At 49.2% G+C, this 25,004-nt stretch carries 27 protein-coding genes, 1 pseudogene and 1 riboswitch; of the genes and pseudogenes, 14 read left to right on the top strand and 14 right to left on the bottom strand.

Features of this window, described 5'->3' with window-relative positions; all coding sequences use genetic code 11:
- Position 1 precedes the first annotated feature (1 nt).
- On the top strand, positions 2–1,948 hold the full coding sequence (locus tag ODZ53_RS21310; RefSeq protein ID WP_372679846.1) for a TRAP transporter permease: 1,947 nt from the start codon (positions 2–4) through the stop codon (positions 1,946–1,948).
- A 75-nt stretch (positions 1,949–2,023) separates the two neighbouring features.
- Here ODZ53_RS21310 and ODZ53_RS21305 read toward each other — a convergent pair whose 3' ends face one another.
- On the bottom strand, positions 2,024–2,944 hold the full coding sequence (locus ODZ53_RS21305) for a CvfB family protein (protein ID WP_041749254.1): 921 nt from the start codon (positions 2,942–2,944) through the stop codon (positions 2,024–2,026).
- Positions 2,945–3,134: 190 nt separating this feature from the next.
- Between ODZ53_RS21305 and ODZ53_RS21300 the strand changes: the two genes are divergently transcribed.
- Positions 3,135–3,914 (top strand): undecaprenyl-diphosphate phosphatase, encoded by a 780-nt coding sequence (locus ODZ53_RS21300; RefSeq protein ID WP_064202330.1) that lies wholly within the window; start codon positions 3,135–3,137, stop codon positions 3,912–3,914.
- A 33-nt stretch (positions 3,915–3,947) separates the two neighbouring features.
- On the opposite strand, the gene ODZ53_RS21295 is transcribed toward ODZ53_RS21300, so the two are convergent.
- Together ODZ53_RS21295 and ODZ53_RS21290 are read right to left on the bottom strand one after the other, a co-directional pair.
- Complete coding sequence (locus tag ODZ53_RS21295) at positions 3,948–4,154, bottom strand: hypothetical protein (protein WP_012684645.1); 207 nt, start codon at positions 4,152–4,154, stop codon at positions 3,948–3,950.
- A 64-nt stretch (positions 4,155–4,218) separates the two neighbouring features.
- On the bottom strand, positions 4,219–4,578 hold the full coding sequence (locus ODZ53_RS21290) for a toprim domain-containing protein (RefSeq protein ID WP_372679843.1): 360 nt from the start codon (positions 4,576–4,578) through the stop codon (positions 4,219–4,221).
- Positions 4,579–4,712: 134 nt separating this feature from the next.
- Between ODZ53_RS21290 and ODZ53_RS21285 the strand changes: the two genes are divergently transcribed.
- The 9 genes from ODZ53_RS21285 (at position 4,713) to ODZ53_RS21245 (ending at position 13,047) form a co-directional block, all read left to right on the top strand.
- A complete protein-coding gene (locus ODZ53_RS21285; protein ID WP_372679841.1) occupies positions 4,713–4,871 on the top strand; it encodes a hypothetical protein in 159 nt (52 codons plus the stop codon).
- A gap of 49 nt (positions 4,872–4,920) precedes the next feature.
- Positions 4,921–5,211, top strand: a complete 291-nt coding sequence (locus tag ODZ53_RS21280; protein WP_087342861.1) for an ArsR/SmtB family transcription factor — start codon at positions 4,921–4,923, stop codon at positions 5,209–5,211.
- A gap of 76 nt (positions 5,212–5,287) precedes the next feature.
- On the top strand, positions 5,288–6,463 hold the full coding sequence (locus ODZ53_RS21275) for an MFS transporter (protein WP_372679839.1): 1,176 nt from the start codon (positions 5,288–5,290) through the stop codon (positions 6,461–6,463).
- Positions 6,464–6,542: 79 nt separating this feature from the next.
- Positions 6,543–7,781, top strand: coding sequence for an MFS transporter (locus ODZ53_RS21270; protein ID WP_372679837.1), 1,239 nt, complete (start codon positions 6,543–6,545; stop codon positions 7,779–7,781).
- Positions 7,782–7,905: 124 nt separating this feature from the next.
- On the top strand, positions 7,906–9,240 hold the full coding sequence (locus ODZ53_RS21265; RefSeq protein ID WP_372679835.1) for an ammonium transporter: 1,335 nt from the start codon (positions 7,906–7,908) through the stop codon (positions 9,238–9,240).
- Positions 9,241–9,289: 49 nt separating this feature from the next.
- Positions 9,290–10,303 carry a DUF294 nucleotidyltransferase-like domain-containing protein gene (locus ODZ53_RS21260; protein ID WP_372680087.1) on the top strand — a complete coding sequence of 338 codons (1,014 nt, stop codon included), beginning with the start codon at positions 9,290–9,292 and terminating at the stop codon, positions 10,301–10,303.
- An 11-nt stretch (positions 10,304–10,314) separates the two neighbouring features.
- Positions 10,315–11,022 (top strand): exonuclease domain-containing protein, encoded by a 708-nt coding sequence (locus ODZ53_RS21255; RefSeq protein WP_372679833.1) that lies wholly within the window; start codon positions 10,315–10,317, stop codon positions 11,020–11,022.
- Between the two features lie 54 nt (positions 11,023–11,076).
- A complete protein-coding gene (locus ODZ53_RS21250) occupies positions 11,077–11,568 on the top strand; it encodes a GNAT family N-acetyltransferase (RefSeq protein WP_372679831.1) in 492 nt (163 codons plus the stop codon).
- 225 nt (positions 11,569–11,793) lie between these two features.
- On the top strand, positions 11,794–13,047 hold the full coding sequence (locus tag ODZ53_RS21245) for an MDR family MFS transporter (RefSeq protein WP_372679829.1): 1,254 nt from the start codon (positions 11,794–11,796) through the stop codon (positions 13,045–13,047).
- A gap of 69 nt (positions 13,048–13,116) precedes the next feature.
- Here the strand turns inward: ODZ53_RS21245 and ODZ53_RS21240 are convergent, their stop codons facing one another.
- The 10 genes and pseudogenes from ODZ53_RS21240 to ODZ53_RS21195 form a co-directional block, all read right to left on the bottom strand.
- Positions 13,117–13,680 (bottom strand): hypothetical protein, encoded by a 564-nt coding sequence (locus ODZ53_RS21240; protein WP_372679827.1) that lies wholly within the window; start codon positions 13,678–13,680, stop codon positions 13,117–13,119.
- Positions 13,677–14,165 (bottom strand): YbaK/EbsC family protein, encoded by a 489-nt coding sequence (locus ODZ53_RS21235; protein ID WP_012684633.1) that lies wholly within the window; start codon positions 14,163–14,165, stop codon positions 13,677–13,679. Before ODZ53_RS21235 ends, ODZ53_RS21240 begins: the two co-directional genes overlap by 4 nt.
- A complete protein-coding gene (locus ODZ53_RS21230) occupies positions 14,162–14,899 on the bottom strand; it encodes an MOSC domain-containing protein (RefSeq protein WP_142498240.1) in 738 nt (245 codons plus the stop codon). The genes ODZ53_RS21235 and ODZ53_RS21230 overlap by 4 nt, the downstream gene beginning before the upstream one ends.
- A 25-nt stretch (positions 14,900–14,924) precedes the next feature.
- On the bottom strand, positions 14,925–15,722 hold the full coding sequence (locus ODZ53_RS21225) for an NAD kinase (RefSeq protein WP_016738898.1): 798 nt from the start codon (positions 15,720–15,722) through the stop codon (positions 14,925–14,927).
- A gap of 102 nt (positions 15,723–15,824) precedes the next feature.
- Positions 15,825–16,274 (bottom strand): NUDIX domain-containing protein, encoded by a 450-nt coding sequence (locus ODZ53_RS21220; RefSeq protein WP_064202343.1) that lies wholly within the window; start codon positions 16,272–16,274, stop codon positions 15,825–15,827.
- Between the two features lie 95 nt (positions 16,275–16,369).
- Positions 16,370–16,768 carry a YugN-like family protein gene (locus tag ODZ53_RS21215; RefSeq protein WP_012684629.1) on the bottom strand — a complete coding sequence of 133 codons (399 nt, stop codon included), beginning with the start codon at positions 16,766–16,768 and terminating at the stop codon, positions 16,370–16,372.
- A 150-nt stretch (positions 16,769–16,918) separates the two neighbouring features.
- Positions 16,919–17,725: an LSm family protein gene (locus ODZ53_RS21210; protein WP_372679823.1), complete on the bottom strand. Its 807-nt coding sequence runs from the start codon at positions 17,723–17,725 to the stop codon at positions 16,919–16,921.
- Positions 17,726–17,813: 88 nt separating this feature from the next.
- A complete protein-coding gene (gene thiO, locus ODZ53_RS21205; protein ID WP_372679821.1) occupies positions 17,814–18,917 on the bottom strand; it encodes a glycine oxidase ThiO in 1,104 nt (367 codons plus the stop codon).
- 632 nt (positions 18,918–19,549) lie between these two features.
- A riboswitch (TPP riboswitch) is annotated at positions 19,550–19,666 on the bottom strand.
- 64 nt (positions 19,667–19,730) lie between these two features.
- Positions 19,731–19,955, bottom strand: coding sequence for an excisionase family DNA-binding protein (locus ODZ53_RS21200; protein WP_306299208.1), 225 nt, complete (start codon positions 19,953–19,955; stop codon positions 19,731–19,733).
- Positions 19,956–19,970: 15 nt separating this feature from the next.
- Positions 19,971–21,320, bottom strand: a pseudogene (locus ODZ53_RS21195) (glucose-6-phosphate isomerase); the annotation flags it as partial.
- 210 nt (positions 21,321–21,530) lie between these two features.
- On the opposite strand from ODZ53_RS21195, the gene ODZ53_RS21190 reads away from it, so the two are divergent.
- From ODZ53_RS21190 to ODZ53_RS21180, 3 genes are read left to right on the top strand one after another with little or no spacing between them, the layout of a single operon-like run.
- Positions 21,531–22,808 carry an efflux RND transporter periplasmic adaptor subunit gene (locus tag ODZ53_RS21190; RefSeq protein ID WP_372679819.1) on the top strand — a complete coding sequence of 426 codons (1,278 nt, stop codon included), beginning with the start codon at positions 21,531–21,533 and terminating at the stop codon, positions 22,806–22,808.
- A gap of 26 nt (positions 22,809–22,834) precedes the next feature.
- Positions 22,835–23,554, top strand: coding sequence for an ABC transporter ATP-binding protein (locus ODZ53_RS21185; protein ID WP_007724719.1), 720 nt, complete (start codon positions 22,835–22,837; stop codon positions 23,552–23,554).
- The gene (locus tag ODZ53_RS21180) at positions 23,551–24,738 is read left to right on the top strand and encodes an ABC transporter permease (protein WP_016738889.1); all 1,188 of its coding nucleotides are present in this window, start codon (positions 23,551–23,553) and stop codon (positions 24,736–24,738) included. Before ODZ53_RS21185 ends, ODZ53_RS21180 begins: the two co-directional genes overlap by 4 nt.
- Before the next feature lie 77 nt (positions 24,739–24,815).
- Here the strand turns inward: ODZ53_RS21180 and ODZ53_RS21175 are convergent, their stop codons facing one another.
- A complete protein-coding gene (locus ODZ53_RS21175; RefSeq protein ID WP_007724726.1) occupies positions 24,816–24,992 on the bottom strand; it encodes a hypothetical protein in 177 nt (58 codons plus the stop codon).
- Positions 24,993–25,004: the final 12 nt, after the last annotated feature.

Here is a 25,004-nt window from a genome sequence, read left to right as displayed (position 1 = left end):
ATTGAGTACAACAACCAATATGAACCAGCAAGAGATGGATAAGCTGATCGCGCAATACGACAAAGAATCAGCCACACGCCAGCTCGCAGGTCCCATGAGGTGGATCTCCTTTGGTCTACTTGTCCTTTTCTCCCTGTACCAATTATCCAGCACGCTTTTCTTCACGCTGCCTCCCCAGATTCACCGCCCGATCCACTTAGCCTTCGGGCTTGCCCTTGTCTATCTGCTATATGCAGGGACATCCAAAGGCAAGCATAACAAAATCGGGATCGTGAACATGATTCTCGCTCTGTTAGGTGTCTTCGTCTCACTCTATTGGGTCATTGACTACGAGGGACTTGTGACCCGAACAGGCAACTATACGACGCTGGATATGGTTGTCGGCGGTATTGCTGTCTTGCTTGTCCTCGAGGCTGCACGACGAGTCGTCGGAATTCCAATTGCTCTCATCGCCACCATTTTTCTTTTATACACCTACTTCGGACCTTACATGCCAGGCTTTTTGGAGCATCGCGGCAGTGATGTCGAGCGGATTATCGGACACAGTTACTACACGCTGGAGGGGATTCTCGGTACTCCGCTCGCCGTTTCCTCTACCTTTATCTTTTTGTTTGTGCTGTTTGGTGCGTTTCTCGAAAAAACAGGCGTCGGTGAGTATTTTAACGATTTGTCGCTGGTCATTGCAGGTAGACGTATCGGCGGTCCGGCGAAGGTAGCCGTTTTTTCCAGCGCCCTGCAAGGGACGATTAGCGGCAGCTCTGTTGCCAATGTCGTTACCTCTGGTGCCTTTACCATCCCGATGATGAAACGACTCGGCTATCGCTCCGAATTTGCCGCTGCGGTGGAAGCCTCGTCCTCTACCGGGGGACAAATCATGCCGCCTGTCATGGGAGCTGCTGCCTTTTTGATGGCGGAGTTTATCGGTGTTCCTTACTTGGAAATCGCCAAATCAGCGATCCTTCCTGCGATTTTATTTTTCGTAGGGATCTGGATTATGACGCACTTTGAAGCGAAGCGACTCGGATTGCGTGGACTCTCGAAGGAAGAACTGCCGAACAAAAAAGAAGTATTGAAAAAAATGTACTTGCTCCTTCCCATCGTGATCATTATTACAGCCTTGATGATGAACATCTCCGCCGAGCGGGCAGCGATTATCGGTATCGTCTCTACGATTGTCGTAGGAGCCTTCCGAAAAGAAACCCGCATGTCTATCGCTGATATTATAGAAGCACTTGCCTCAGGGGCCAAAATGGCTCTTGGCGTCGTCGCTGCAACTGCGTGTGCCGGAATCATTGTTGGTACGATTACGTTGACAGGGATTGGGTTGAAGCTGGCAAATGGTCTGATTGATCTGGCGGGCGGCCAGCTTTTGCTTACGTTGTTCTTTACCATGATTGCATCGCTCATTTTGGGAATGGGAACGCCAACAACGGCGAACTACATTATCACTTCGACCATCGCGGCTCCAGCGCTTATTCAATTGGGCGTTCCTGCTATCGCGGCTCACATGTTTACCTTCTACTTTGGAATTGTCGCAGACATCACTCCGCCAGTTGCGCTTGCTGCCTTCGCTGCTTCAGGCATTGCCAAGTCAAAGCCGATCCAGACAGGTGTAGAATCAACACGGCTATCAATCGCGGCTTTTATGGCTCCCTATATTTTCGTCATCTCACCAGCCTTGCTGCTCATTAATACCACCTTGCTGGAATCGATCTGGGTCATGCTGACATCTATAATTGGGATGATCGGTGTGGGAGCAGGATTGATCGGGTACTGGATGTCCAAGCTAAACCTACTGGAGCGAATCCTGGCCATTGCGGGTGGCGTGCTCGCGGTCATCCCCGGAATTGAAACGGATATCGTCGGAATTATTTTGATCGCACTCGTATATTCCCTGTCGTATTACAAAGCCCGCAAGCAAAAGCAATCTGTACAAACGACACTGTAAAAAAAACCAAAAACCCTCCCAAGCATTCGTTTCCTGTCTTCAGGAAGCTTTTTTGCCCAGGAGGGTTTTCTTCATCTATTCTTCTTGTTCGCTTTGAATGATTTTGGTCCAGCCGTCTACTTGCTCCACGCGGCGTTCCTTCATCAGCTTGCCAAGTGCTCGCTTGAAGCTGGACTTGCTCATTTGGAATTTTTCTCGGATGACATCCGCTTCCGTCGAATCGGTATAAGGCATAGCCCCGTCACGATTGATCAAATAGCGCAGCAGCTTGTCCGCATCTTCGCCATACTGTACTTCCTTGCGCTCTTTCATGGAACCGTTCAGACGACCATCCTCACGCACAAAGCTAATGCGGCAGCGCACCGTTTGTCCCAGGCGCAGACGCCCCACCATTTCATCACGATGAATGAAAAGGATATGCTCGTCCTCCGTCAACAGGAATGCACCTGCTTGAATCACTTTGTAGACCGTACCCTCGACAGATTTGTTTTTCATACTCTCATCTGCCATTGCTGCGATCTTGACGATTTCGTTTTCCGTGACCGGCTTTGCCAAGAGTCTGCCGAGCTTGTCTTGCTTCAGCGCTACTAGCATTTGATCCTTGGGACGCGGCCATTCATCGCTATGCTTGGGCAGGTCATCGATGAATAAGAGCAGGTCCTTGTTAATGCCGTTGTCCAGGAAAACACCCATGCGCGGAGAAATGTCCACTACTTCTAGCCAGCCGTATTCACCCATGCCGACATGAGGCATATCCATGGTCGCAGCCAATCGGTTCTCGTGATCATGGTACAAAAACACTTCAACCTCATCATCGATATGTAAACGCTCGTGCGCTTCATTGGCATGGAGAAACACTTCGTCTTTGCCATCGCTCAAGAAATAGCCGATTTCCGTTTTACGCGCTACCGTCATGGTAAGCGTCATCCCTGCCGCCAAATTGCCGTTCTGAATGATTTGGGGCTCACGCTTTTCACGCATTTGTCTTTTGTACATATGTATTTTTTCCTCGCTCTCTACCTTTGTGCACACTAACTATACCCATCTCCCGCAAGAAAATACCACAACTTTTTTCTAACAAAATAACGATGCCCAACGAAATAGGCAAGTCTTCCATTCACGGACATACATATGACAGTAAGACTGGCTTGGCCCTACTTTTTCCAGACTGGAGTGACTCTTGCCTATGCTGTTGTTGCTTGAACATATTTTTCTCGGTATTGTACAAGGCTTGACTGAATTTTTACCGATATCCAGCACGGGTCATCTTGTCCTGTTTCGCAAAATGTTTGGTATGCAGGAGGTCGGCCTTTTATTTGACACGATGCTTCATTTCGGTACGCTGATCGCTGTCGTTATCGTATTTTGGCCACAGGTTCGTTTTATCATCATGAATCCGATGAGCAAGCTGACAAAGCTATTGGTCGTAGGTACGATACCTACAGCAGTGATCGGACTCGCCTTTGAAGATTATTTTGAAGAAATCTCACAGACAGGCATTACGATCGGGTGGGAATTTCTTGCGACAGGCGCGATTCTCTGGGCGGTGGAATCCATGCGCCGTGGAAATCGGCGATTCGAGGAAATCAACTACACGGACGCCCTCATCATCGGGACACTGCAAGGTGCTGCGATCCTGCCCGCTATTTCCCGCTCTGGGCTGACGATTGCCGGCGCTCTCCTACGCGGGATCGACCGCGCTGACGCTGCGCGCTTTTCGTTTTTAATATCCTTGCCAGCGATTCTAGGTGCTTGTGTCTTGCAAACAGCCAAGCTCGTAGAAACACCGCTTGAAACAGCTTTATTGATCCCGATGCTCGTGGGCACCATGTTTGCCGGACTTGCTGGATATGTTGCCATTCGCTGGATGCTTACGATCATCAGTACAGGCTCGATGAAGGGCTTCGCCATCTACGTCTGGGTATTGGGTGGGTTCATTTTACTCATGCAGCTCTTGGGTTGGTAATGCAAAAAAAGCCGGCTGCTTGCTCGCCGGCTTTCATCTGCTTTCTTCCTTGTCTGGATAACGGCTGGCAATTAATTTGCCTACCAATAAAATAACGCCGTAGAACGCTGTTGCCAAAAGCGAGGTAGCCAGCCACGTCGCCGTCCCCAGCACCAGATAGAGCGCGGCATGAGCAACAAAGATACCCACCAACCACACCATAATGTTCATTCGATTAAAAAATGTCATCAAACTACGCAATCACCTTGCACCTCCACCATTCCATTTACTACTGTTATAGCCGATGAAACGGTGTTTTATCCCCTTACAGCTCTCCAGGATCAGGATGAGGCACAATAACCGCAAAGCCTGCTCGCTCCAAAATTTCTGCCAGTACCGAAAGAGGCGTGTCAGCAACCTCTCTGTACATTTTCGGCGTATGCAGATGGATCGCATCAGGAAAATCTTCACTTAAATGCGTTCGCAATTTTTTTCCGCTGTCGTCTTCATCAGTAAATAGGTATACCTCATCTGCATCTGCTGCTTCCGTTTGGGCGAGCAGCTTCTCGCCTTTTTCCAAGCTGTAGGAACCGTACGTACAAAGAATCGTGACAGGCTCAGCCAGTACCTGAAGCAAACGTTCTTTGTCTGTCTTCCCCTCCACGATCATGACACACCCTGCCATCCGCTCCCATCCTCCCTGACGCACCCTTTTTATTTAGTATACCGCAATTGCCGTCTAGGAAAATGAGGATGACTACTCCCCCGTGAAACAAGACATCTTAAGTAAGCATCCATTAGCAAATAGGGGGTAGTCATATGTCCAAATTCAAAAGCGCCAAAAACCTGAATCAAAAAGGATTAGCCGTAGCAGGGCTAACCAGCAGTACCGTTGCAGATGATACGCATACCGAAGACAACCAAGGCGCTTCCTATCAGCACCAACACAACAACGAAAACATGAAGAATCAAAAATAAAAGGAATGAAATGGTTGCCTGGATAGCATTTCCTTAGTAAGATAGTTTTATGAATATTGAACAACTTGAACTCACCGAAAAACGAATCAAGATTTTTAAAGCGTTGGCAGATGAGACAAGGCTAGCCATTTTAAAGGCCTTATATCATTCCAGCAACGAGCTAAGTTGTACAGAAGTGGGCTTTACCTGCGATACTTCCAAGTCCAATGCCTCCTATCATTTCAAGACACTTCGAGAGGCAGGACTGATCAAAGTCAGAAAGGAGGGGCAAACACGGTACATGCGCATTTATAAAGAGACATTTGATCAAATTCTGCCTGGCTTTTTAGATACCTTATAATTGGTATCCTTTTTTTGCTCTTTAGTTCAAAAGTTATTCAACTATAGAATTATAAAACAAAGAGGAGAGTTTTATTATGGAGCGCCTATTTTTGATGATCTTTTTCTTCACCATGTTTTTGATCGGTACGAATACATTTATCATTAGCCCACTGCTGCCAACCTTGCGAGAGCTATATCACGTATCCACTAATCAGGCAGCTTGGCTGATCGGAACCTATGCACTCGGATTTGCTTTAGCCGCTTTAATCGCCGGCCCGCTATCTGATAATCGAAACAGGAAACATGTGATGGCAGTCGGTATGCTCGGATTTGCCCTTTCCACACTTGCATGCGCCTTTGCACCTAGTTTCACCGCGATGCTTTTCTTTCGCTTTCTTGCCGGGATCTGTTCTGCCTTTATCGGTCCGCAGGTGTGGGCTGCCATTCCTGTTTTGTTTCCCTCTGCTCGTATCGGAAAAGCAATGGGGGTTGTCATGGCAGGTCTTTCGGTTTCCCAAGTGATTGGTGTCCCAATTGGCAGTTTTCTGTCAGCTTATCATTGGTCGTTTCCTTTTTTGGCTGTAGGAATTGCTTCTCTCGGAGCTTTTGTACTCATCATCCGAAAACTTCCTGATCTATTGCCTCCTACCACCATTGCCGGAGTTATAACCACCAACGCTATTTTTGCACGTTACAAGGATCTGTTGCGACTGCCGCAAGCTTCACGCAGCTTTATTGGCTATTTCGTTTTCATGACGGGTGTCTATGCAGTCTTTTCATTCTATGGCGTATGGCTTTCCGATCAATATCAGCAATCTGTTACTGAAATTGGCTTGATCACTTTAGTTATCGGGCTTGGCAACACCGTTGGCAGCTTACTCAGCGGTTGGTTACTCGAGCGTTGGAAGAGAAGTACGATTTTGACCGTTGGGTTTCTGGGCAGCGCCCTGCTCTATCTTGTTTTGCCTTACATACCGGGAATCGGCTTTTTGCAGGTTGTCCTCTTTTTCATGTACTGCTTCGGCGGTGTACTCGTGCCTGTCCTGATGGGTTACTTGCAATCATTGTCCGACACCTCGCGCGGTACCATATCGAGCTTGGCTAATGCTTGCATGTACATAGGAACTTTCATTGCCTCTTCTTTCGCAGGCAGTTTGTATTCGGTTTTTGGTTTCGTGGGCGTCAGCACCTTCGCCACCTTCACTTTTCTAATCGCCTATTTTCTCTTTGTTTGGAGGACAGGTAAATTACATGTAACCGCACAAGCTTGAGTCCTTTACTTTCCCTCTCCGCCTTGCTACGCTATGGTCAAATTCATTTAATCGCAGTTAGCAGAACGGAGAGGGTTAGATGGATTCGCCTTCATCTTTGTGGAAAAATGGGTCGTTTCTCAAGCTATGGCTAGCACAATTGATGGCCAACATTGGAGATCAGTGCTACAGCTTTGCCTTGCTCTGGTATTTGCTTCAAGCAACGAAATCAGGGACGGTGCTCAGTCTCCTCGCCATTCCGGAGATGGTTGCCGGCCTGCTGTTTTTCCTCATTAGTGGCGTACTTGCGGACCGATACAGTCCACGCCTGCTTATGGTTGTGGCTGTCCTCTCACGGATTGCCGTGGTGATCGTCGTTGGCTTCCTTACAGTGATGGGAATCGAGCAGTTTTCGTATTTTCTTATAGCCCAATTTGGGTTAGGATTGTTCTCCAGTCTGTTCCAACCAGCCCGGACTGTGGCGATCAAATCAGCAGTTCCCGTGGATCAGCTAGGACAGGCAAACGCCATTTTGGATACAACCATGCGAACAGTTCGAATTATTGCGCCAATGACAATCGGGCTTGTCGCCTCTTTCTTGCCACTTTCCACCTTGTTTTTTATCAACGCAGGCAGTTATCTCATCTCGGTATTCTTTCTTCAAGCACTTCGCCTCTCTAAGACTGATCATTTCCCTGTCAAAATGACACCTCGCCAGTACATCCGTGATATTACCTCAGGGGTACAAGAATTGAAGCGAAATCGAATATTGCTGTTGGTCCTACTCTTTGGCAACATGGGCTTTCTCATTTGGCAGGTCACGTATACGGTGGGCTACCCCTTTTTAGCCGAACGCATGCAACAAGGTAACGGAAGTATATTAGCCATCCTGTTTGGTTTTTATGGAATCGGAAATTTACTGGGGAGTCTGTACATGACCCGGACGAGTTCTACTCGCTATTTGTTTCTCATTTTAATCGGGTGGTCTTTTCAGGCATGCGGGTCCTTTTTACTCATGATGGGAGGGAGTGCTTCCTGGACCGCTTTCCTCGGAGCTGCCGTCTCAGGAATAGGGGGACCGCTCATCGGCATTCCTACCGTGACTGCGATTCAAATGAAAGCATCCAGCAACAGTACAGGCAAGATATTCGCAATCAATTTGCTTGTGCTCACCTTCTTTTCGACGTTGTCCAGCAGCCTCGGTGCAATCTGGATCGGCAAATGGCCCGTCGAGCAGCTTTTCCTCGTCAGTGGACTATTCCTCGCTGCCATGAGCTTCACTGGCTTCCTAATTGAAAAACGAGCATCAACCGAACAACACCAATCCTCCTCCGCTTAAGACGGAAGGATTGGTGTTTTCTCATTATTTGCAAAAAAACAATTGCATCCGAAATTTTCATGTCATATAATCTGACATAAATAAATTCGTGTCAGGTTATCTGACACAGAAAAGAGGAAGATGGATGGAACCTACTGTCGCAAGTCTCTCGTCTGCCATTGACGCCACATGGGTCATGGTCTCAGCCATTCTGGTCATTCTCATGCAGGTTGGATTCGCCCTGCTGGAAGCCGGTTCTACTCGTATGAAAAACGCCGGTCACGTCGCAGGCAAAACGGTCCTTACCTTCGGCATCTGCTCGATTGCCTTTTGGGCGTTCGGCTTTGGGCTGACCTTTGGAGACGGGAACTCTTTCATTGGACTTTCCGGATTCTTTTTTGACGGTATGCAAAAAGACGCTTTCTCCGCTTTTTCCGCTGCAACTGTACCTATCTCGATTCTCTTCCTCTTTCAGCTCGCTTTTGCAGCCGTTTCACTCGCGATCGCCTGGGGCGGTTTTGCTGAACGCGCCAAGCTGTCCATTTATTTTCTTTTCAGCGTATTGTTTACCGTCCTCATCTACCCTGTCGTCGGTCACTGGGTATGGGGCGGAGGTTGGTTGGCACAGCTCGGGATGCAAGACTTCGCTGGTTCTACGGTGGTCCATCTCCAAGGCGCCATCGTCGCACTCGTCGCCACTATCCTTTTGAAACCCCGCATTGGAAAATACAATCGCGACGGCAGCTCCAATCTGATTCCTGGTCACAACCAAGTCTACTCTGTCCTAGGTGTCCTGTTTCTGTGGATCGGCTGGTTCGGCTTTAACGCTGGCTCCACGCTCGGCAGCACATCTGGATTTTTCGGCTATATCGCTGTCACTACCAATCTTGCTACCGCAGCGGGCGCTGTCGCCGCTCTTGCTATCTCCTGGATCGTCATGGGAAAAGCAGATATTCCAAGCATGCTCAACGGCGTCCTCGCAGCTCTCGTCGCGATTACAGCATCCTGCGCCTTTATCGATCCATGGGCAGCTGTCGTGATTGGTTCTGTGTCAGGTATTCTAACATTTTATACATCCATTTGGTTTGACCGCATGGGGATTGATGATCCTGTCTTCGCTTTTTCCGTGCATGGGGTGGCTGGTATATGGGGAACGTTGTCCACGGGCTTATTCGCTACCCCGGAGCTTGTCGAAAAGGTCGGCGTAGGAAGTCCTGGGCTGTTTTATGGTGGCGGTCTGCATCAACTAGGGGTTCAGGCGTTGGGCTTGGCTGGCTCTGCGCTCTACGTTTTCGTAGTAGCCTTCATCATTTTGTATGTGTTAAAAGTAACCATTGGCCTGCGAGTCACTGAAGAGGAAGAGGTGGTTGGTCTTGACCTTAGCGAACACGGGGGATACGGCTATCCCGAACTACTCCAGCCTGAACGCGCACGACCGACTGGATCTACTCAAAGCAGCACCTCTCATTTTCTCACCTGAACAAGTGGAAAAAATACGGAATGTTGACTCCTTTGACGAGCTGGCCGTATTGCGACGCGAATTGTTGGACCCTTCCCCGTTACGTTCATTAAATCGCGCAGGGGAATTGGCCTCCTTTTCCATCGTCGTCAATCTGATTCATGATAATCTCATCCGACAAGGGGTGCTCCTCGCTGTGAACGACCTTGCCAAAAGAGGCTTGGGCACCCCTCCCGTCCCCTTTGCCTTTCTGCAATTCGGCAGTGGCGGCCGATCTGAGCAAGCACTCATCAGCGATCAGGATAACGGTCTCGTCTATCAACTGCCAGATCATCTGGGCGAACAAGAAAAAGAGAAGATACATGGCTACTTTCAATTGCTAGGGGCGACGATCGTTGCTGGTTTGGAGGTAGCCGGCTATCCTCCCTGCCAAGGGAACGTCACTTGCCTCTCCCCAAAATGGCGAGGCAGCACCGAACATTGGCTGGACCAAATGGACAGATGGGTCTCTCACCCCATCTGGGAAAATGCCCGTTATTTACTACTCGCAAGTGATGTGCGTGTCCTATGGGGCGAATCGGCCATTTTTACTCCCGTCCATGACCGTTTCCGTCAATTGCTTGCAGGAAACGTCTTCTTGCTGAATCGACTGGTGAGCAATACACTGCATTATCGGGTGCCGCTCGGAATCTTCGGCAGAGTTTTACCTGAGGTCTATGGACGTTTCCGCGGTGCCATCAATGTGAAGTACGGCATCTATTTGCCACTAGTGAATTGCGTACGGCATTTTGCCTTGGCACATGGCATCTTTTCTAGCTCTACCTTGGAACGATTGGATCTACTCGGCGAAAAAGGCGTCTGGAGCAAAAGCTTTTGTGACGAGGTAGCCGCGTACTTCCGTCAAGTCCAAGGTCTGCGACTGATCGCTCCCCTCCATTGGGAAGATGGACAATACACAAGCAATAGCTATATCAAACTAGGGGAGCTTTCTCCTGACACCCAAGTGATGGTGCGACAATCGATGAAGCTAGCGATCCGCCTGCAAAAAATGACAGAAAAGCTCCCGTCCATTTTTGGGGGATAGGAGGAGATTACGTGGCAAAATGGGACTTATTCGCTCACATTTGGCATATGAACCGTGACATGCCAGATATTGCAGATGATAAACAACACATCGCCTATTTGCGCTCCATCTCCAAAGCGAATAAACCAGTTGATTCTAGTGCCGATATTCCTCTACACGATCTGGAGGTTGTCGTCGTCGATCTGGAAACGACCGGTTTTTATCCCGATCACGGGGACGCGATTATCTCGATCGGAGCAGTCGCCATGAGAGGAGAACACCTCCTCCTCGGCGATTCTTTTTATACGTTGGTCAATCCCGGCCGGACGATTCCACCACACATCCGCTCTCTCACCGGGATTACCGATGATATGGTTGCCGATGCTCCCGAGCTAATAGAGGCTTTGTCCCGTTTTTTTCAATTCGTTGGAGATCGGCCGCTCGTTGCCCACCATTCTCGCCATGAGCGTGAATTTTTGCGATCTGGACTTTGGAAAACGAGTCGGCGTCCATTTACCCATCGCATGCTGGATACGATGCTGCTCATCCGATTGCTGAATAATCCGATTGGCAACGGCTCGCTGGACACCCTCTGTGCGGCCCACGACATCCCGATCTCACGCAGGCATCACGCTTACTGTGACGCTGTTGCCGCTGGAACGCTCTGGGCGAAGTATTTGGTAAAAGCACAATCCCAGGGATTTACAAACCTGCGGCAGGTTTACGAAGCCGCACGATAGAATTCGTTCGAATCGTTCAATAAGTCCTACCAACCAACATGAGGAGAGAATATTATGCTACAGATCAGAGACGCAGTTCGGAGTGACCTGCCCGCTATGCTCGCTATTTACAACTACGCGGTGGAAAATCTGGTTGCGACATTTGACTTGGAGCCACAGACCTTGGCCCAGCGCGAAGTGTGGTTTCACAAGCACGGTGGCAGACATCCGATCATCGTCGCCGAATACGAAGGGAAAGTGATCGGATATTGCAGTCTGTCCGTATTCCGTGAGAAGCCCGCCTATCAAAAATCAACGGAACTGTCTATTTATATCGCCCCTGATCAAAGCGGGAAAGGTATCGGCACTACCTTGATGAGTGCGATTCTGGAGCGCGCCAGACAACTCGAATACCATACGATCGTGAGCGGAATCGTAGGCGGCAATGACGCCAGCGTGAAGCTGCACGAGAAATTCGATTTTACATTGGCAGGGAAGTTTCAAGAGGTGGGGTTTAAATTCGGAGAGTGGCACGATGTTCATTTTTATCAATGGATGGTCAAGTAACAACATACGAAAAGCCGACACCCCTTTCCACAAGGAAGTGTCGGCTTATTTGTTTTTGTAAGAAGCGAATCCCTAAAAGTGGCACATCTTAAGCCAGGGTCTAATCCCTTAGCCCTTATGATATTAGTGTAACCGACGGATGATTATAAGTCTATATCTTTTTGAAAATTTGCACTAAAGTGGGTGTACCTGGCCAGGGAATCAAAAATAGGAGGTAACCCTGCTGTGCAATGGCTGTCATGGGATTTGAACCTGAAGACCAGATTGATCGGCGAGACCCTTTTCAACCTATTATTTTGGATGTACTTTCCCTTTCTTACCCTCCACTTTAGTGATACCTTTGGCAAAAATGTTGCCGGGTTACTCATGACAGTGCCCCCGATTATGAGTATGATCGGCAATCTTTTTGGCGGCTATTTGGCTGATCGATTTGGTCGTCGATATGTCATGCTGTCAGGAGCGTTTTTGCAGGCAGGCATGTTTGTCCTGTTTGCCTTCTCCCTCTCTTCTTGGATCGATTATCTTGCGTTTATTGGAATCGGGATTGGCAAAGCGGTATACAGCCCGGCGAGTTCTGCGATGGTCGCTGATCTCACCTCCGAAAAAGACAGACGCAGAGTCTTCGCTACCTTCGTTACGGCCATGAACATTGGTGCCGTATTGGGCCCCGCTCTGGGGGCCATCTTTTTCTTTCAATATCGCAGTGAGCTGCTGTGGACTTGTGCGCTTGTCACTTTTTTGTATTCGATTGCGATCTGGTTCAATGTGAGAGAAACACTGCCAAAGTCCTTAAAAAGCTCTGTCGCCTCTATCCATTTCCCTTCCGTTATGAAGGAGCAATGGCAGAGCTACGCCGTCATTCTACGCGACAAAGCTTTTGCTATCTATATTTTCGCAGGCATGCTAATAACGATCGCAATCGTGCAGCTCGATTTATTTTTGGCGGTCTATGTAAAAGAGTTTGTCCCAGCGCAGACACTTCTTTCGTGGAATGCCTGGTCGCTCTCGCTTAGCAGTACGGAAATTTTCGGATGGATGCTGGGAATAAGTGGCCTTCTGTTTGTTCTGTGCGCTCTGCCAGTTACCAAATGGTTTGAAAACTGGAGCGACCGGAATATCTTCCTCTTGTCCTCCTTGCTATTTGGCATGGGCATGTTTTTGGTGGGTTTCACGACGAATGCCTGGCTGTTGTTCGGATGCGTGGTTGTCTTTACAGTTGGGGAAGTGATGCGAACTCCGGTCGAGCAGAGCTTCGTCAGCAAATACGCACCAGAACATGCACGGGGACAGTACATGGGTGCCGCTAACCTGCAGTACTCCCTTGGTCGCTTCCTCGCTCCCGTGACCGTCATTCTTTCAGAGTGGATCATGCCGATTGGTGTTTTTGGGTTTATCTTGTTCTGCTCTCTGTTGAGTGCCATTCTTTATGTGAAGCTATTCCAAATCGTGCAGACACGCGAGTCCTCTCATTCTAGCTAAACGACAACAAAAAACGAAAAGTGGTTGCGCAGCCATAACCTCCTGCCAACCACTTTTTCATTTTCAGCATCATAATTTTTTCGGAGCTTCTAATTTCACAGGGTCAACCATTACTTTTATGTATGCTGACGTTCCTTCGATCGTTACTTTCACATCGGAAACAACCATTTCTTTTGGCGTTTTTGCAATGTTGGTAACCGCAACGAATTGATCCAGCTCTGGAGACCAGGTAAGTCCAGTAGCTTGAATCATCGCCTTCACTGTATGAACGTCAGGAACCCCTTCATACATGATACCGTCTATTGTTTTTTGATCACCGCTCAGCATAACACTTACCCATATCGCTTTTTCGTTTGCCGCATTTTCTTGTTTTGGATAATAAAAGCGGTAGTAATTCGTTTGCTTGTCCAACTCAAGCTGAAAAGGAAGAGTATGAATTCCTTTCACAGCTAAATCTTCTTTGATTTTGTTGTACTGACTCAGGTACGTGTCTGTTGTCATCTGTTTAAATGAGGAAGCAGAATGGGAGATGCTCGTTTCAATTGCAGTCGTTTGGTTAGACATTCCGAGCATGGCAAGACCAGCGACTACGACAATGGCTACTACTGCGATGGAGACTGCAACCTTTTTCATGATGCGCTTCCTTCTGCAGAAGCCGCATCGATTTCCTTTGCCCCTGTCATCTCCAACAATGCTTCATAAGAGACGGGTAAAAGTGATTCTGCTATACCAGCCGCCGTATAAACCATCGGGAAACGCTTCAAGGAGCGATCCACATAGACAGGTACTTCTTCCTGCAAAGCGAACGGACAAACGGCTCCGACGCGGAAGCCTGTCATTTTTTCTACCTCTTCCGGCGTAGCCATCTTTGGCTTTCCTTGTCCAAAAGCTGCCTTCACTTGCTTGGGATGGACACGTACATCGCCTGCTGCCACGAACAAGGCGAACTGCTCATCCACCCGAAACAAGATCGACTTTGCGATTTGGCCTATTTCGACACCTAATGCCTGTGCAGCCACTTCAGACGTAGGCAACGGCTGTTCAAACAAAATTGGCTCGATACTCGAATCATAGCGTTGTACATAGCTGCGAACTTTTTCTAAAGGGCTAGCGATCATTCCCCGTCACTCTCCATCTCCACTAAAAAAACGTCATCACCTTGTGACACACTGCCTGTCGTGACAACTGAAGCATAAACGCCGAAGTGATTATTGTGACGCTTGACGCATGCCTTCAATACGGCAGGGGTCATCGCCAACGTTTCCGGGTCGATATTGACATAGACACAGCGCTCGCAGTGCTTGTTGACTTGCAAGGTCACATCATTGATTTTGATCTGCTTGCCCAGCCATTTGTCTTCCGCGAACGGCTCATCATCCTCCAGGACAACGACCAAATTCCCCCGAAAGCGTCGTGGATCTACCTGTTCTGCGTCAATCTGCCGCGCAATCTCTCGAAGAGATGCATCCGTGACCAGCAGAATGTGATCTTCCCAGTTCACGCCGCCTTCATGCGGACTACTAATCATAGGCGTAACGGAGCGCTTCGCCGTCTCCGCGACATGGGCAAATAAAGCATCATCCCACGTATGTACACTGCCGTCTCGGGCTTCAATCCGAATCGGCGGGTACGCTTCTTTTCCTGTCCCTTCGCTCATGCTGGCATGATACCCGATTAAAGCGGGCACAACATCCGCACTGAGATACTTACCTTGACGAGCATTATCCAAAAAATAATAGGCACGGTCTCCATACAAGCCAAATTCATCGACCGTACTTGATGATAGCTCTTCCCCTCGCATCCCTTTGACAGGATGACGGAAAATGGTCTGCAGTGTTCCTACTTTTTTCATTTGGTTCCCCTCCCCAACGCTTTCTCTATCCGGATATAAACGAATTGCGAACCCGCCCCCAAAACGTCAGCCGCTTGTATCGAGCGAATTTCACTTTGTCAGGTCCCACTCGGCAACGAATAGAACACACATCTTTCCACACTGCCTGTTCGCGGTCCAAGCCGATCATAATCTCAGGATTCATGACGATCAGCTCTACTTCATGATGCTTCGGCAATACAAGCGAGCTGTTGATCGTCCGATACGCTTGATTATTGATCGAAGCGATCTCGGACAACTGAATCGCCTCAATAGACGGATGAACAATCGCTCCATCCACCGCCTTGTTGTAGGCTGTACTTCCTGACGGTGATGAAACGATCAAACCGTCACCGCGAAACGTCTCCAGCTCATCGCCATTTATATAGACGCATGTCACCAAGGTAGACAAATTCGCGTTGCGCAAAACCATTTCATTCAACGCCCACTTTTCATACTGCTTTCCATCTCTTGTGCTAATCCTGCATTGGACCGTCGGGTATTCCGCGATCAGAGGCTCATCGTTCATCAGACGCTCAACAAATTCGTCCAGCTCCTCGGGACGCCAGTCCGCATAGAAGCCGAGATGTCCCGTATGAATCCCCACATAAGACGGCTCGATTCCATATTGATGGACGGCCTCCAAAAGTGTCCCGTCTCCCCCGATGGACAACACCATATCCGGTTGCTCACCTGGTCCCTTCACAAAGGTAAACGGGCTATTTGCTGCATGCAGCTTTTCTTTTAATGCTTGTTCCACTTCTCGTGTATAATCGTCATTTCGCAGTACAGTCGCAATCTTCATGCTGGTCTGCCCTCACTTTTATCCTTACAAGCGGTCATGTACGCTCTGGTGTTTGTCTTCACTATACCATAGGAAAAATCGACTTGCATAAAATCCCACTTGTCACCAGTGGTCACTCTTAAAAGACTGCATGCGATACTGAGATAAACGCCTCTCTGTAGCTGGTGATATTTCCTGAGGAAGTTCATCCCAAGCGAAAAAGCGCAATTCCGCTACTTCTTTGTCATCCTTATGCAATTCTTGGCCAGGTGTGAGGTCGACATGATACAAGGCAATGTGGTCTCGTTTTCCTTCCCGCTCACTGTAAAACAGATGGCAGAGGGTAAGTACGTCTGCTCGTATACCGCACTCCTCCCACAACTCCCTGCGAGCAGCTTCCCCAAACGACTCTCCTCGCTCTACCCCTCCCCCCGGCAAATACCAGCCATGGACATACGTATGCCGAATTAACAAAACTCCCTTTTCTTTATCCGTTACAATGACACGGACACCCAAGGTGAGAGGCTTGCGGATTTTCCAATACCATTTCGCCACTGCATGGTACCAGGCCATATTTCCACCTCGCTTTTTCCATGTGCTACCATTCTTTAGTCACCTATATTTTCCCTGCCATGAACAAGAAAAAACAGGCCTATCGGCGGCCTGTCTCACGCGAGGCGGTTCTCCAGCTCTTTGACAACCGCCTCTGCTTTTCGAATCCATCTCGAATCAATCTGTGCGTCTTTGTCTACCGGCTCTTGAAACTGATTCATCAAACCCGAAGCGAGCGCCTCCGTGTAGCCGATATCTTCTTCTACCCCAGTCTGGTACACATGCCGGATCACAAACGGCCGCCCCAGTTCCAGCCATGCATCCGGGCTATCGAGCTCGCCTTGCAATACTTTTACAGGCAGGCGCAAATAGACCATGTTTTTATCATCCAGCGCCCGGTCGAAGTACCCTTGCTCATAATCCCAATTGGATAATGTAAAATGCGGCTGAAGCGCTTCACGAAAATAGCCAAATGTCGCCCGAGTACCTGGCAAGCTGCTGTTTATTTGTTGCATCGTCAATCCCTGCCTTTGTTTATTCTATGAGAAACGTCCACCTTTTGTTCGTAGTGTGTGACAAAAGGCGGGGTTGTACTCTCACATCTACAAAAAGCAGCAAGCCTCTTAAGCCCTGATGGCCTTGAGAGGCTTGTAAGTTCCCCACCATTAAATCAAGACAATTGTCAGGAGTGTAAAGAGTGCCAATGGAATGATTCTACGTCCGTTCCGGCATCTTCTACGTCTTCTCCCTTGGACTTTTGGCAAAACATATGGCGGTGGGGGGGGTGGTGGCGGCGGACAAAAAAACGGCGGATACGGCGAGAATGGTGGAAATGGCGATAGATTTTGCTCCCAAGGACTTACTTGCGGTTTCTGCTCGCTATACGGACTGACTTGGGGAGCGGGACGGTTACTGCTGCTATATGGGCTGACTTGGGGGGCGGGACGATTGCTGCTGCTAAACGGGCTGACCCGTGAGTTGTTGGAACTGCCGAAAGGGCTTACCTGACTGTATGGATTAAACTCATCGCCATAGGGACTTACCTGCGGAAAGTACGGATTGCCTCCATAAGGACTAAGATCGCCGTAGGGAGGATAACCTGCATACGGATTATAGCTCACATATTGAAAGTAATAATCAGGATACTGCCCCCATCGTCCATACGGCTGCCGATGCGCCACTTCCATTACTTGATAAGGATTGTAGTCCTCATAGTTCTCATAGTTCTCATAATCATCCTCTTCGAAAACTTCTTCTTCCTCCGCATCCTGGTCGACAACTTCTACGTATACGTTTTGATCATCATAATCGACAATGACGCCTTCAAACACTTGCCCGTCAAGTGCTTCGATGCGCACTTTTTTCTCCACGTGCTCCTTGCAGATGTTGTGCACATTTTCTCGCATATCCTTTAACAGGCTGACAAACTGAATGTCAGCCTGATACAGGTTTTTTTCAGAATCAGACTGCATGGAAACTCCTCCCCTTCTGGTGTTTCTTTATTACCATATACAAGTGCCCATGGGGAGGTTACCAGAATCTAGGCGTGACTAGCCCAATTTATAGAAAGCGGGCAGGTAAAAATGGCAAAAGGCGCTCCGTCTCCCCTTTTTCCACAAAGTCCGCCATCGCTTTTGCAGTGACAGGAGAAAGCAAGATGCCATTGCGAAAATGTCCGCCTGCGATCGACAGCCCTTCCCAGCCAGGAACGGGGCCCAAGAGCGGCTTGCCATCTTGGGTCGCAGGTCGAAGTCCACCCCACGCCTCCAGAAAGGTAGCGGAGTGAAGCGCAGGAACATACGGCATGGTCCCTTGCAGGATACTCGCTAAACCTGCCATTGTAACGTCTCGCTGGAAGCCACTCTCATCCTCAGTCGCACCAAGGACAATTTTCCCATCCTTTTTCGGGGTGATGTAGCCTGTCGTTCCGAAAATCACCGTTCGCAACGGAATGCCCACAGAAGAGACGGCTGCAATCTGCCCGCGTACAGGTCGAATCGGTACGGAAACACCAAGCATCTCCAGCATCATTCCAACCCACGCTCCTGAGGAAATCACGGTCTGTGTGGCACGCAGTGACCCTGAAGAGGTCTCGATCCCGATCACTTTTCCGCCTTTCACGGCAATCCCGCTTACCACACAGCCAGATAACATCTTGACTCCTTGCAATTGGCAAGCAATAGCCAAGGCGCGAAGAAGCATTCGATTGTTGATGTGTCCTTCGTACGGCGAGTAGATGGCCGCTTGCACTTGATCGGTCAGAAGCGGCTCTATTTCCTTCACTTGCGATGTATTCGAGAGCCAATGTACAGCATGGCCCGCTTCTTTTTGCCAACGGTACTTGTCAGCGAGCTGCTGGACTTCCTCCTCATTTAACGCGACGGTCAGCAATCCATCCAAGCTTAGCTGTACATCTCCGCCAGTCAATTCTTCCAGCTCTGCTGCCCATTCCGGGTATAGCGCAAGTGACTCCATGCCCAAATCGAGCATCGGTCCAGATGCTGTGAATTCTTTCAAAGGAGCAAGCATTCCGGCCGCAGCAGAAGACGCCTGCCCTCCCCATTCGCCCTGCTCAACCAAGATCACGCTCACCCCGCGACGTGACAGCTCGTATGCCAAGCTCAATCCGATAATTCCTCCACCCACTACCAGACAATCACTCATCTTTTTTCTCTCCTCACCCTGTTGATTAAGAACGTCTTGAACGTTGCTGTTGTGGCGTGGAGGAAACAGGAGAAAACGCTCAGCTTCTAGGGCCACCCCCTGGGGGACCCTCTGCACGACTCCATGCAAAAAGCGAAACCGCGTCCAAAGTGGTATCTTCAAGGATGTGTTTCAGAGGTGGACGCTTAAAGGCGTGTTTCGCTTTTTGCATTGCGTCTCGGTCGGTGTCCCTAAGATCTTCGCTTTTTTCTCCTGTTTCCTCTACGAGCCTTTCGTGTTATCCGATCTTTTAAAGCTTTAAAAATGTTGAAGAACGCAATCAGTTACGCTAGAGAAGAATATTTCCAGACGTAGCGACTTGTGGAGTCCTACCGAGCGGAGAAGGGATTCGCGGGCAACAGAAACGCAACCGTGCCCGGGCTACGAAGCGGCTACCACTTTTGCGTTTCCCCGCGAATCCCTTCGTAGCGGGCAGTCCCAGCCCCCAGCAGGACGGAGCCCTGAGCCTAGACTGGAAATATTCTTCTCTCCCCTACAGCCACATACCCACTTCTTCATAACAAAAAGCCCACCAGTTCCCGAGCAGGAAAAGGTGGGCTACATGCGCATAGGTAACAATCAAGCGAAAAAGCGCTGTCTGCCGGCAACCGTATCCCTGCGCCGGCATGATCCGGATCAGGTGCAATGGGTCGATGGTCGATTGCTTCCATCCTCTCAGCCCCGCATGAAGGACTCCCCAAGTTGCTTGTTCATTATGATATTCCTTTGTAAGTATAGTCCTGTTTGCCGCCATCTGACAAGCACGTCCGCTGGTTAATCCTCATCCTTCACATCGTAGCTCTCCGGAATCGGTTCATGACGTGCAGCATCCTCGAACTCCTGGAGCTTGCGAATTTCCTCCAGATGATGATTGAATTGCTCTTTATTAATGATGTACTCATTGCCGTCATGAACAGCACGAATGCGTCCCTGCTTGATTTTTTCCATAATAAACGTCTCAGGAAGCTCCAAATAGGCGGCTGTCTCCTCGACGGTCAAATACGTCTTATTCTCGCGCAATCTAGCCTCCAGTTCCGCTTTCTGCCGCTCGTAGCCCGGCTTGCCCAGCAAGGCAAACATATTGGCCTTGTACGCCTCCACCCCTGGCTGATCAAACGGATTGACGCCTAGCAAATAGCCGCTGATTCCGCATGCCTTTTCAAAAAAGTAAATCAGTCCACCGAGATAGTAAGCTGTCGCCTCCGGTATTTCCACAAGCAGATTCGGTACACCGCCGTCCACATGGGCCAGCACTGTTCCCTCGAAAGCCTTTTTATTGACATACCCCATTCGTTTGCCAGTCAAAAAATTCAATCCATCGACGTCAGCAGGATCCTCCTGGACAGTCAAATCAACAAGGGGCTTCGTCACAGACAGAACGGTCTCAAATAAATGCCTCATGCCGTCCTGTATGTATTGACCCAACGAGTGCAAGTCCGTTGAAAACTCGGCAGAAGCCGGAAAAATTCCTTTGCCGTCCTTGCCCTCCGATTCCCCGAAAAGCTGCTTCCACCACTCCGCAAAGTAGCGAAACTGCGGTTCATAGCTGACCAATAGCTCCACTGTCTTGCCTTTTCGATAGAGTGCATTGCGAATCGCCGCATACTGATAGCATGGGTTATCGCGCAAATCCATGACCATGTAGCATTCGCGTGCATCCCTGGCCCCTTGCATGAGTGCATCCATGTTCGCCCCGCTTACAGCGATCGGCAACAATCCAACCGCAGTCAGGACTGAATATCGCCCACCGATATCATCCGGAATGACAAAGCACGCATAGCCCTCGTCATCCGCCAGCTTTTTCAGGGCTCCTCGCTGCTTATCCGTCGTAATGTAAATTCGTTTTTTGGCCTCTTCACGTCCGTATTTCTTTTCCAGCCATTCCCGAAAAAGTCGAAACGCGATAGCGGGCTCAGTCGTCGTGCCCGATTTTGAAATGACGTTGATGGACACATCTTTTCCTTCCAATACGTCCATCAGATGAGAGATATAAATCGGACTAATATTGTTGCCCACAAAATAAATCTCTGGAAAGCGTCGCTTGGACTTCGGCAGCAAATTGTAGAAGCTGTGGCCCAAAATGTCAAGCACCGCTTTTGCCCCTAGATACGATCCCCCGATGCCAATCACCAGAAGCACATCTGAATCTGATTGAATCCGAACTGACGCTTGGCGTATTCGCTCATACTCATCCTGGTCGTATTGTTCCGGCCAATCGACCCAACCAAGATAATCCTTGCCGGGTCCAGTCCTTGAATGAAGCATTTGATGCGCAATTTCGATCGCTGGAGAAAGCTGCTCCCACTCATGCTGTTTGACAAAGGCTCGAGCGTTGGCGTAATCAAAACGAATCGTTTTGTTCATAGCTCCCCTCCGAGGAACGTCATCTCATCTTTATCTATGATATCACGGCAATTGGCGGCAAAGAACTTCCCGATAAAACGTATCAAAATGCGTTTAAATGTGTCCAGAATGTGAACATTCGGCGTTTTATGTTACCTTTTTCCAGCACTACCGTAAAACCCTTTCGAGCAATGAAATAATATGGTTCTTACCAAAGCAAGGAGAATGAACATGAAAAAACGATGGTGGATCATCGGTTCCGTCGTAGTCCTCCTGGGCATCGGGGGCGTTGCGTTTTCCATGATGGGATCGCAACAAGCTATGGGAATGCCTGTCAACATCGGCGCACCAACGAAATCAGCTTTGGAAAGCAAGGTTTTGACATCAGGGCTCGTCACCGTAGAAGACAAGCTCAAACAGTACGCCAACGTCACTGGAACCTTACGTGAGTTTGTCGTCAAGGAAGGCGACAAGGTGAAAAAGGGGCAAGTGATCGCGAAAATCGACACTTCTGATGTCGATAGCCGAATTCTTGAGCTGGAAGCGCAAATGGAATTGGCCAAAGCCAACCTCGCCAAGGCACAAATCGGCAACGAGCCGGAAGAAGTCGCACAGGACAGAGAACGTGTCTCCCAAGCCCAGCGTGAATACGATGCGGCAAAGCGAGAATATGACCGGATGAATCAATTATTCACTTCTGGCGCTTCTACCCAGCAAGAGCTGGACAAGTTGAAATCACAAATGGAAAGTACTCTATCTACGCTGAATGTCGCCAAGCAACAGCTCGCTCTCAAGCAAAAAGGGCCACGCAAGGAAGACATTGCCGCTCAGCAAGCCCAAATCAACAAGCTGAATGTAGAAAAAGCACAGTTGAATAAAGAACGTGTCCAAAGCGTCGTCGTAGCACCTATGGATGGAACCGTCATTGGCGTTGCAGCTGATAACGGTCAATACGTCAACAAGGGAACAGAAATCTTGACCCTTGCCAATCTGAACAATCTGTTGGTTGAAGCAGATATCAACGAATCCGATGTAAACAAGCTCAAAATCGGTCAATCTGCCACGATTGAAGGCGTGACACTCGGAAAGAAAAAGCTGAATGCGGAAGTAGCGCGCATCTCTCCAACCGCGATCACTACTGCCACTAAGTCGGGGCAAGGTGAAAAAACACGCGTCAAAGTTACCCTCAAGCCATCTGGAGATCTATCTGCTTTGAAGCCTGGCTTCCATGTGGACATCAACATCTCCGTCGAAAAAATCGATAATGCCTTGCAAGTGCCAATCGAGGCTGTACAGCAAGATGCTGACGGCAGCACCTTTGTTTGGGTATCTGCTAATGGTGTGGCGAAAAAACAGAAAGTCCAAACCGGTATGGAAAATGAGTTGTTCTCTCACGTCAAGTCTGGACTTAACGGTGATGAGCAAGTGATTCTTGGCCCTGTCGAATCCCTGACTGAAGGAACACCTGTCATGCCGATGAGTGGCGGCGGCGCACCAATGGGCATGTAACACGTAAAGAAGGAGGTCAGCCGACGATGCTTCATGTAGAAGGCTTGACGAAAGCATACAAGACGGGTGATACCGTACTGCCCATCTTAAAAGGTGTCTCCCTGCTGGTGGAACAAGGCGAATTCGTTGCCATCATGGGGCCATCAGGATCAGGGAAGTCGACGTTTATGAACATGCTAGGCTGTCTGGATCGTCCAGATTCTGGCTCGTACATGTTAGACGGCATTGAGGTCAGCAGCTTGAAGGATACGGAGCTCGCCGTTGTTCGCAACCAAAAGATCGGCTTCGTGTTCCAATCGTTTAATTTACTCGCCCGCTCTTCCTCCTTGCACAATGTAGAGCTGCCGATGATGTACGCCAATGTCAGTCGCTCAGAACGGCGCAAACGGGCTACAGAAGCACTCAAGCGAGTGGGACTGGCTGAACGCATGGATCATAAACCAACCCAGCTATCCGGTGGTCAAAAACAGCGTGTAGCAATTGCCAGAGCACTGGTCAATAAACCAGCCATCCTGTTGGCAGACGAACCGACGGGAAATCTGGATAGCCGCTCCGGGGTCGAAATCATGGCCATGTTTCAGGAGCTGCATGCGCAGGGCGTTACGATCATTCTGGTTACCCACGAATTGGATATCGCCCAGCACGCTGAGCGGATTGTGACTTTCAAGGATGGCGTGATCATTCGCGATGAAAAGGTTACGGAGCGAATATTCTCCAAGCCGTCTGACGAGGTGATTGTCACATGAATTTTATGGAAAGCTTTAACACCGCCGTGGAAGGTATTTGGGCGAACAAAATGCGCTCGATCTTGACCATGCTCGGGATCATCATCGGGATTACCTCCGTTATTGTCGTCACGGCACTCGGTGAAGGTGGACAAAAAGCCATCAACGAAGAGATGGAAAAGTTCGGGCAAAACACGTTTAACGTCTTCATCAATTGGGAGACAAAAGAAGAGATAGCTTCAGAAGATATGACCGTGGAAGATACCGAGGTGCTCGGCAGGATTAGTCCTGCCATTGAATACATCGTGCCTTCCAACTCCAGTACGATTGATTTGAAGGGCCCGAAAAAAGAAGAGCGCGTCAACCTCACCGCCTCCACTGCTGATTATTTTTCGATGCAATCAACCTTGAAGGTGGCAAAAGGACGACTTTTCAACGAGGTCGATGACAAAGAGCAACGCGCTGTCATCGTTCTAGAGGAGGCTCTTGCTCAAAAGCTGTTCGGTCAAATGAGCCCGATTGGTCAGCGCGTTCGCTGGGGAAATCAATCTCTCGTCGTAATCGGGACGTACACGGAAGAGAAGTTCAAGTTTGATATGGCAACGAGCTATGGAGCGATTATTCCCATCCGTTACGAAATGAGCCTGCAGGAAGAGCCATCTGTCCAAATGATCATGGGAAAAGCGATCGACAAAGCGTCTGTCGACCCAGCCATGCAGCAGGTCAAACAGTACTTGAGCCGCAAGCATCAAAAGGAAGACCATTACAGAGTTCGCAGCATGCAGGAATCGATGGATCAGTTTAATCAAATGACGGGCACCTTGACGCTGATCTTCAGTATCATCGCAGGTATCTCCCTCGTGGTTGGCGGCGTCGGCGTGATGAACATCATGCTCGTATCCGTAACAGAGCGTACTCGCGAAATCGGAATTCGCAAAGCATTAGGAGCACGCCGACGAGATATTTTGATTCAGTTTTTGATTGAATCGGTCATCGTCTGCTTGATCGGTGGGTTGATCGGGGTGTTATTCGGCCTTGGTATCGCTTCGATCATTGCCTATTTTGCACAGTTGCCGCCACTTATGTCCTGGAACAGCGTATTTATCGCATTCGGCTTCTCCAGTGCCATCGGTATTTTCTTTGGCCTCTATCCGGCCAACAAGGCAGCCAAGCTCGATCCAATTGAAGCACTGCGCTACGAATAATGAAAAATGGCTAGCCATTTTTTCTTTCCTTGAAGAAAAAACAAGCACCTGTAAGCTCTCTGGCTACAGGTGCTTGTTTATGTTGGCAACGTATCCGTTACCAGCTTCAAAAGAAAAAAAAGCGCAATCCCCACGCTCGCGACTGTCCACCAGAGCGGCTTGCTGTCAGCCTTTTCTGCCTTGTAGATCCCGATTAACTTCCAGGTCCCTACTGCCACACACAAGAGGCTAAACAGGAGCAGGATTGTCCCCATGACCTCCCTCCC

Source organism: Brevibacillus sp. BD137, from assembly GCF_041644655.1.
Classification (GTDB): Bacteria; Bacillota; Bacilli; order Brevibacillales; family Brevibacillaceae; genus Brevibacillus; species Brevibacillus brevis_D.
This window is presented reverse-complemented; position numbering and strand designations above follow the sequence as displayed.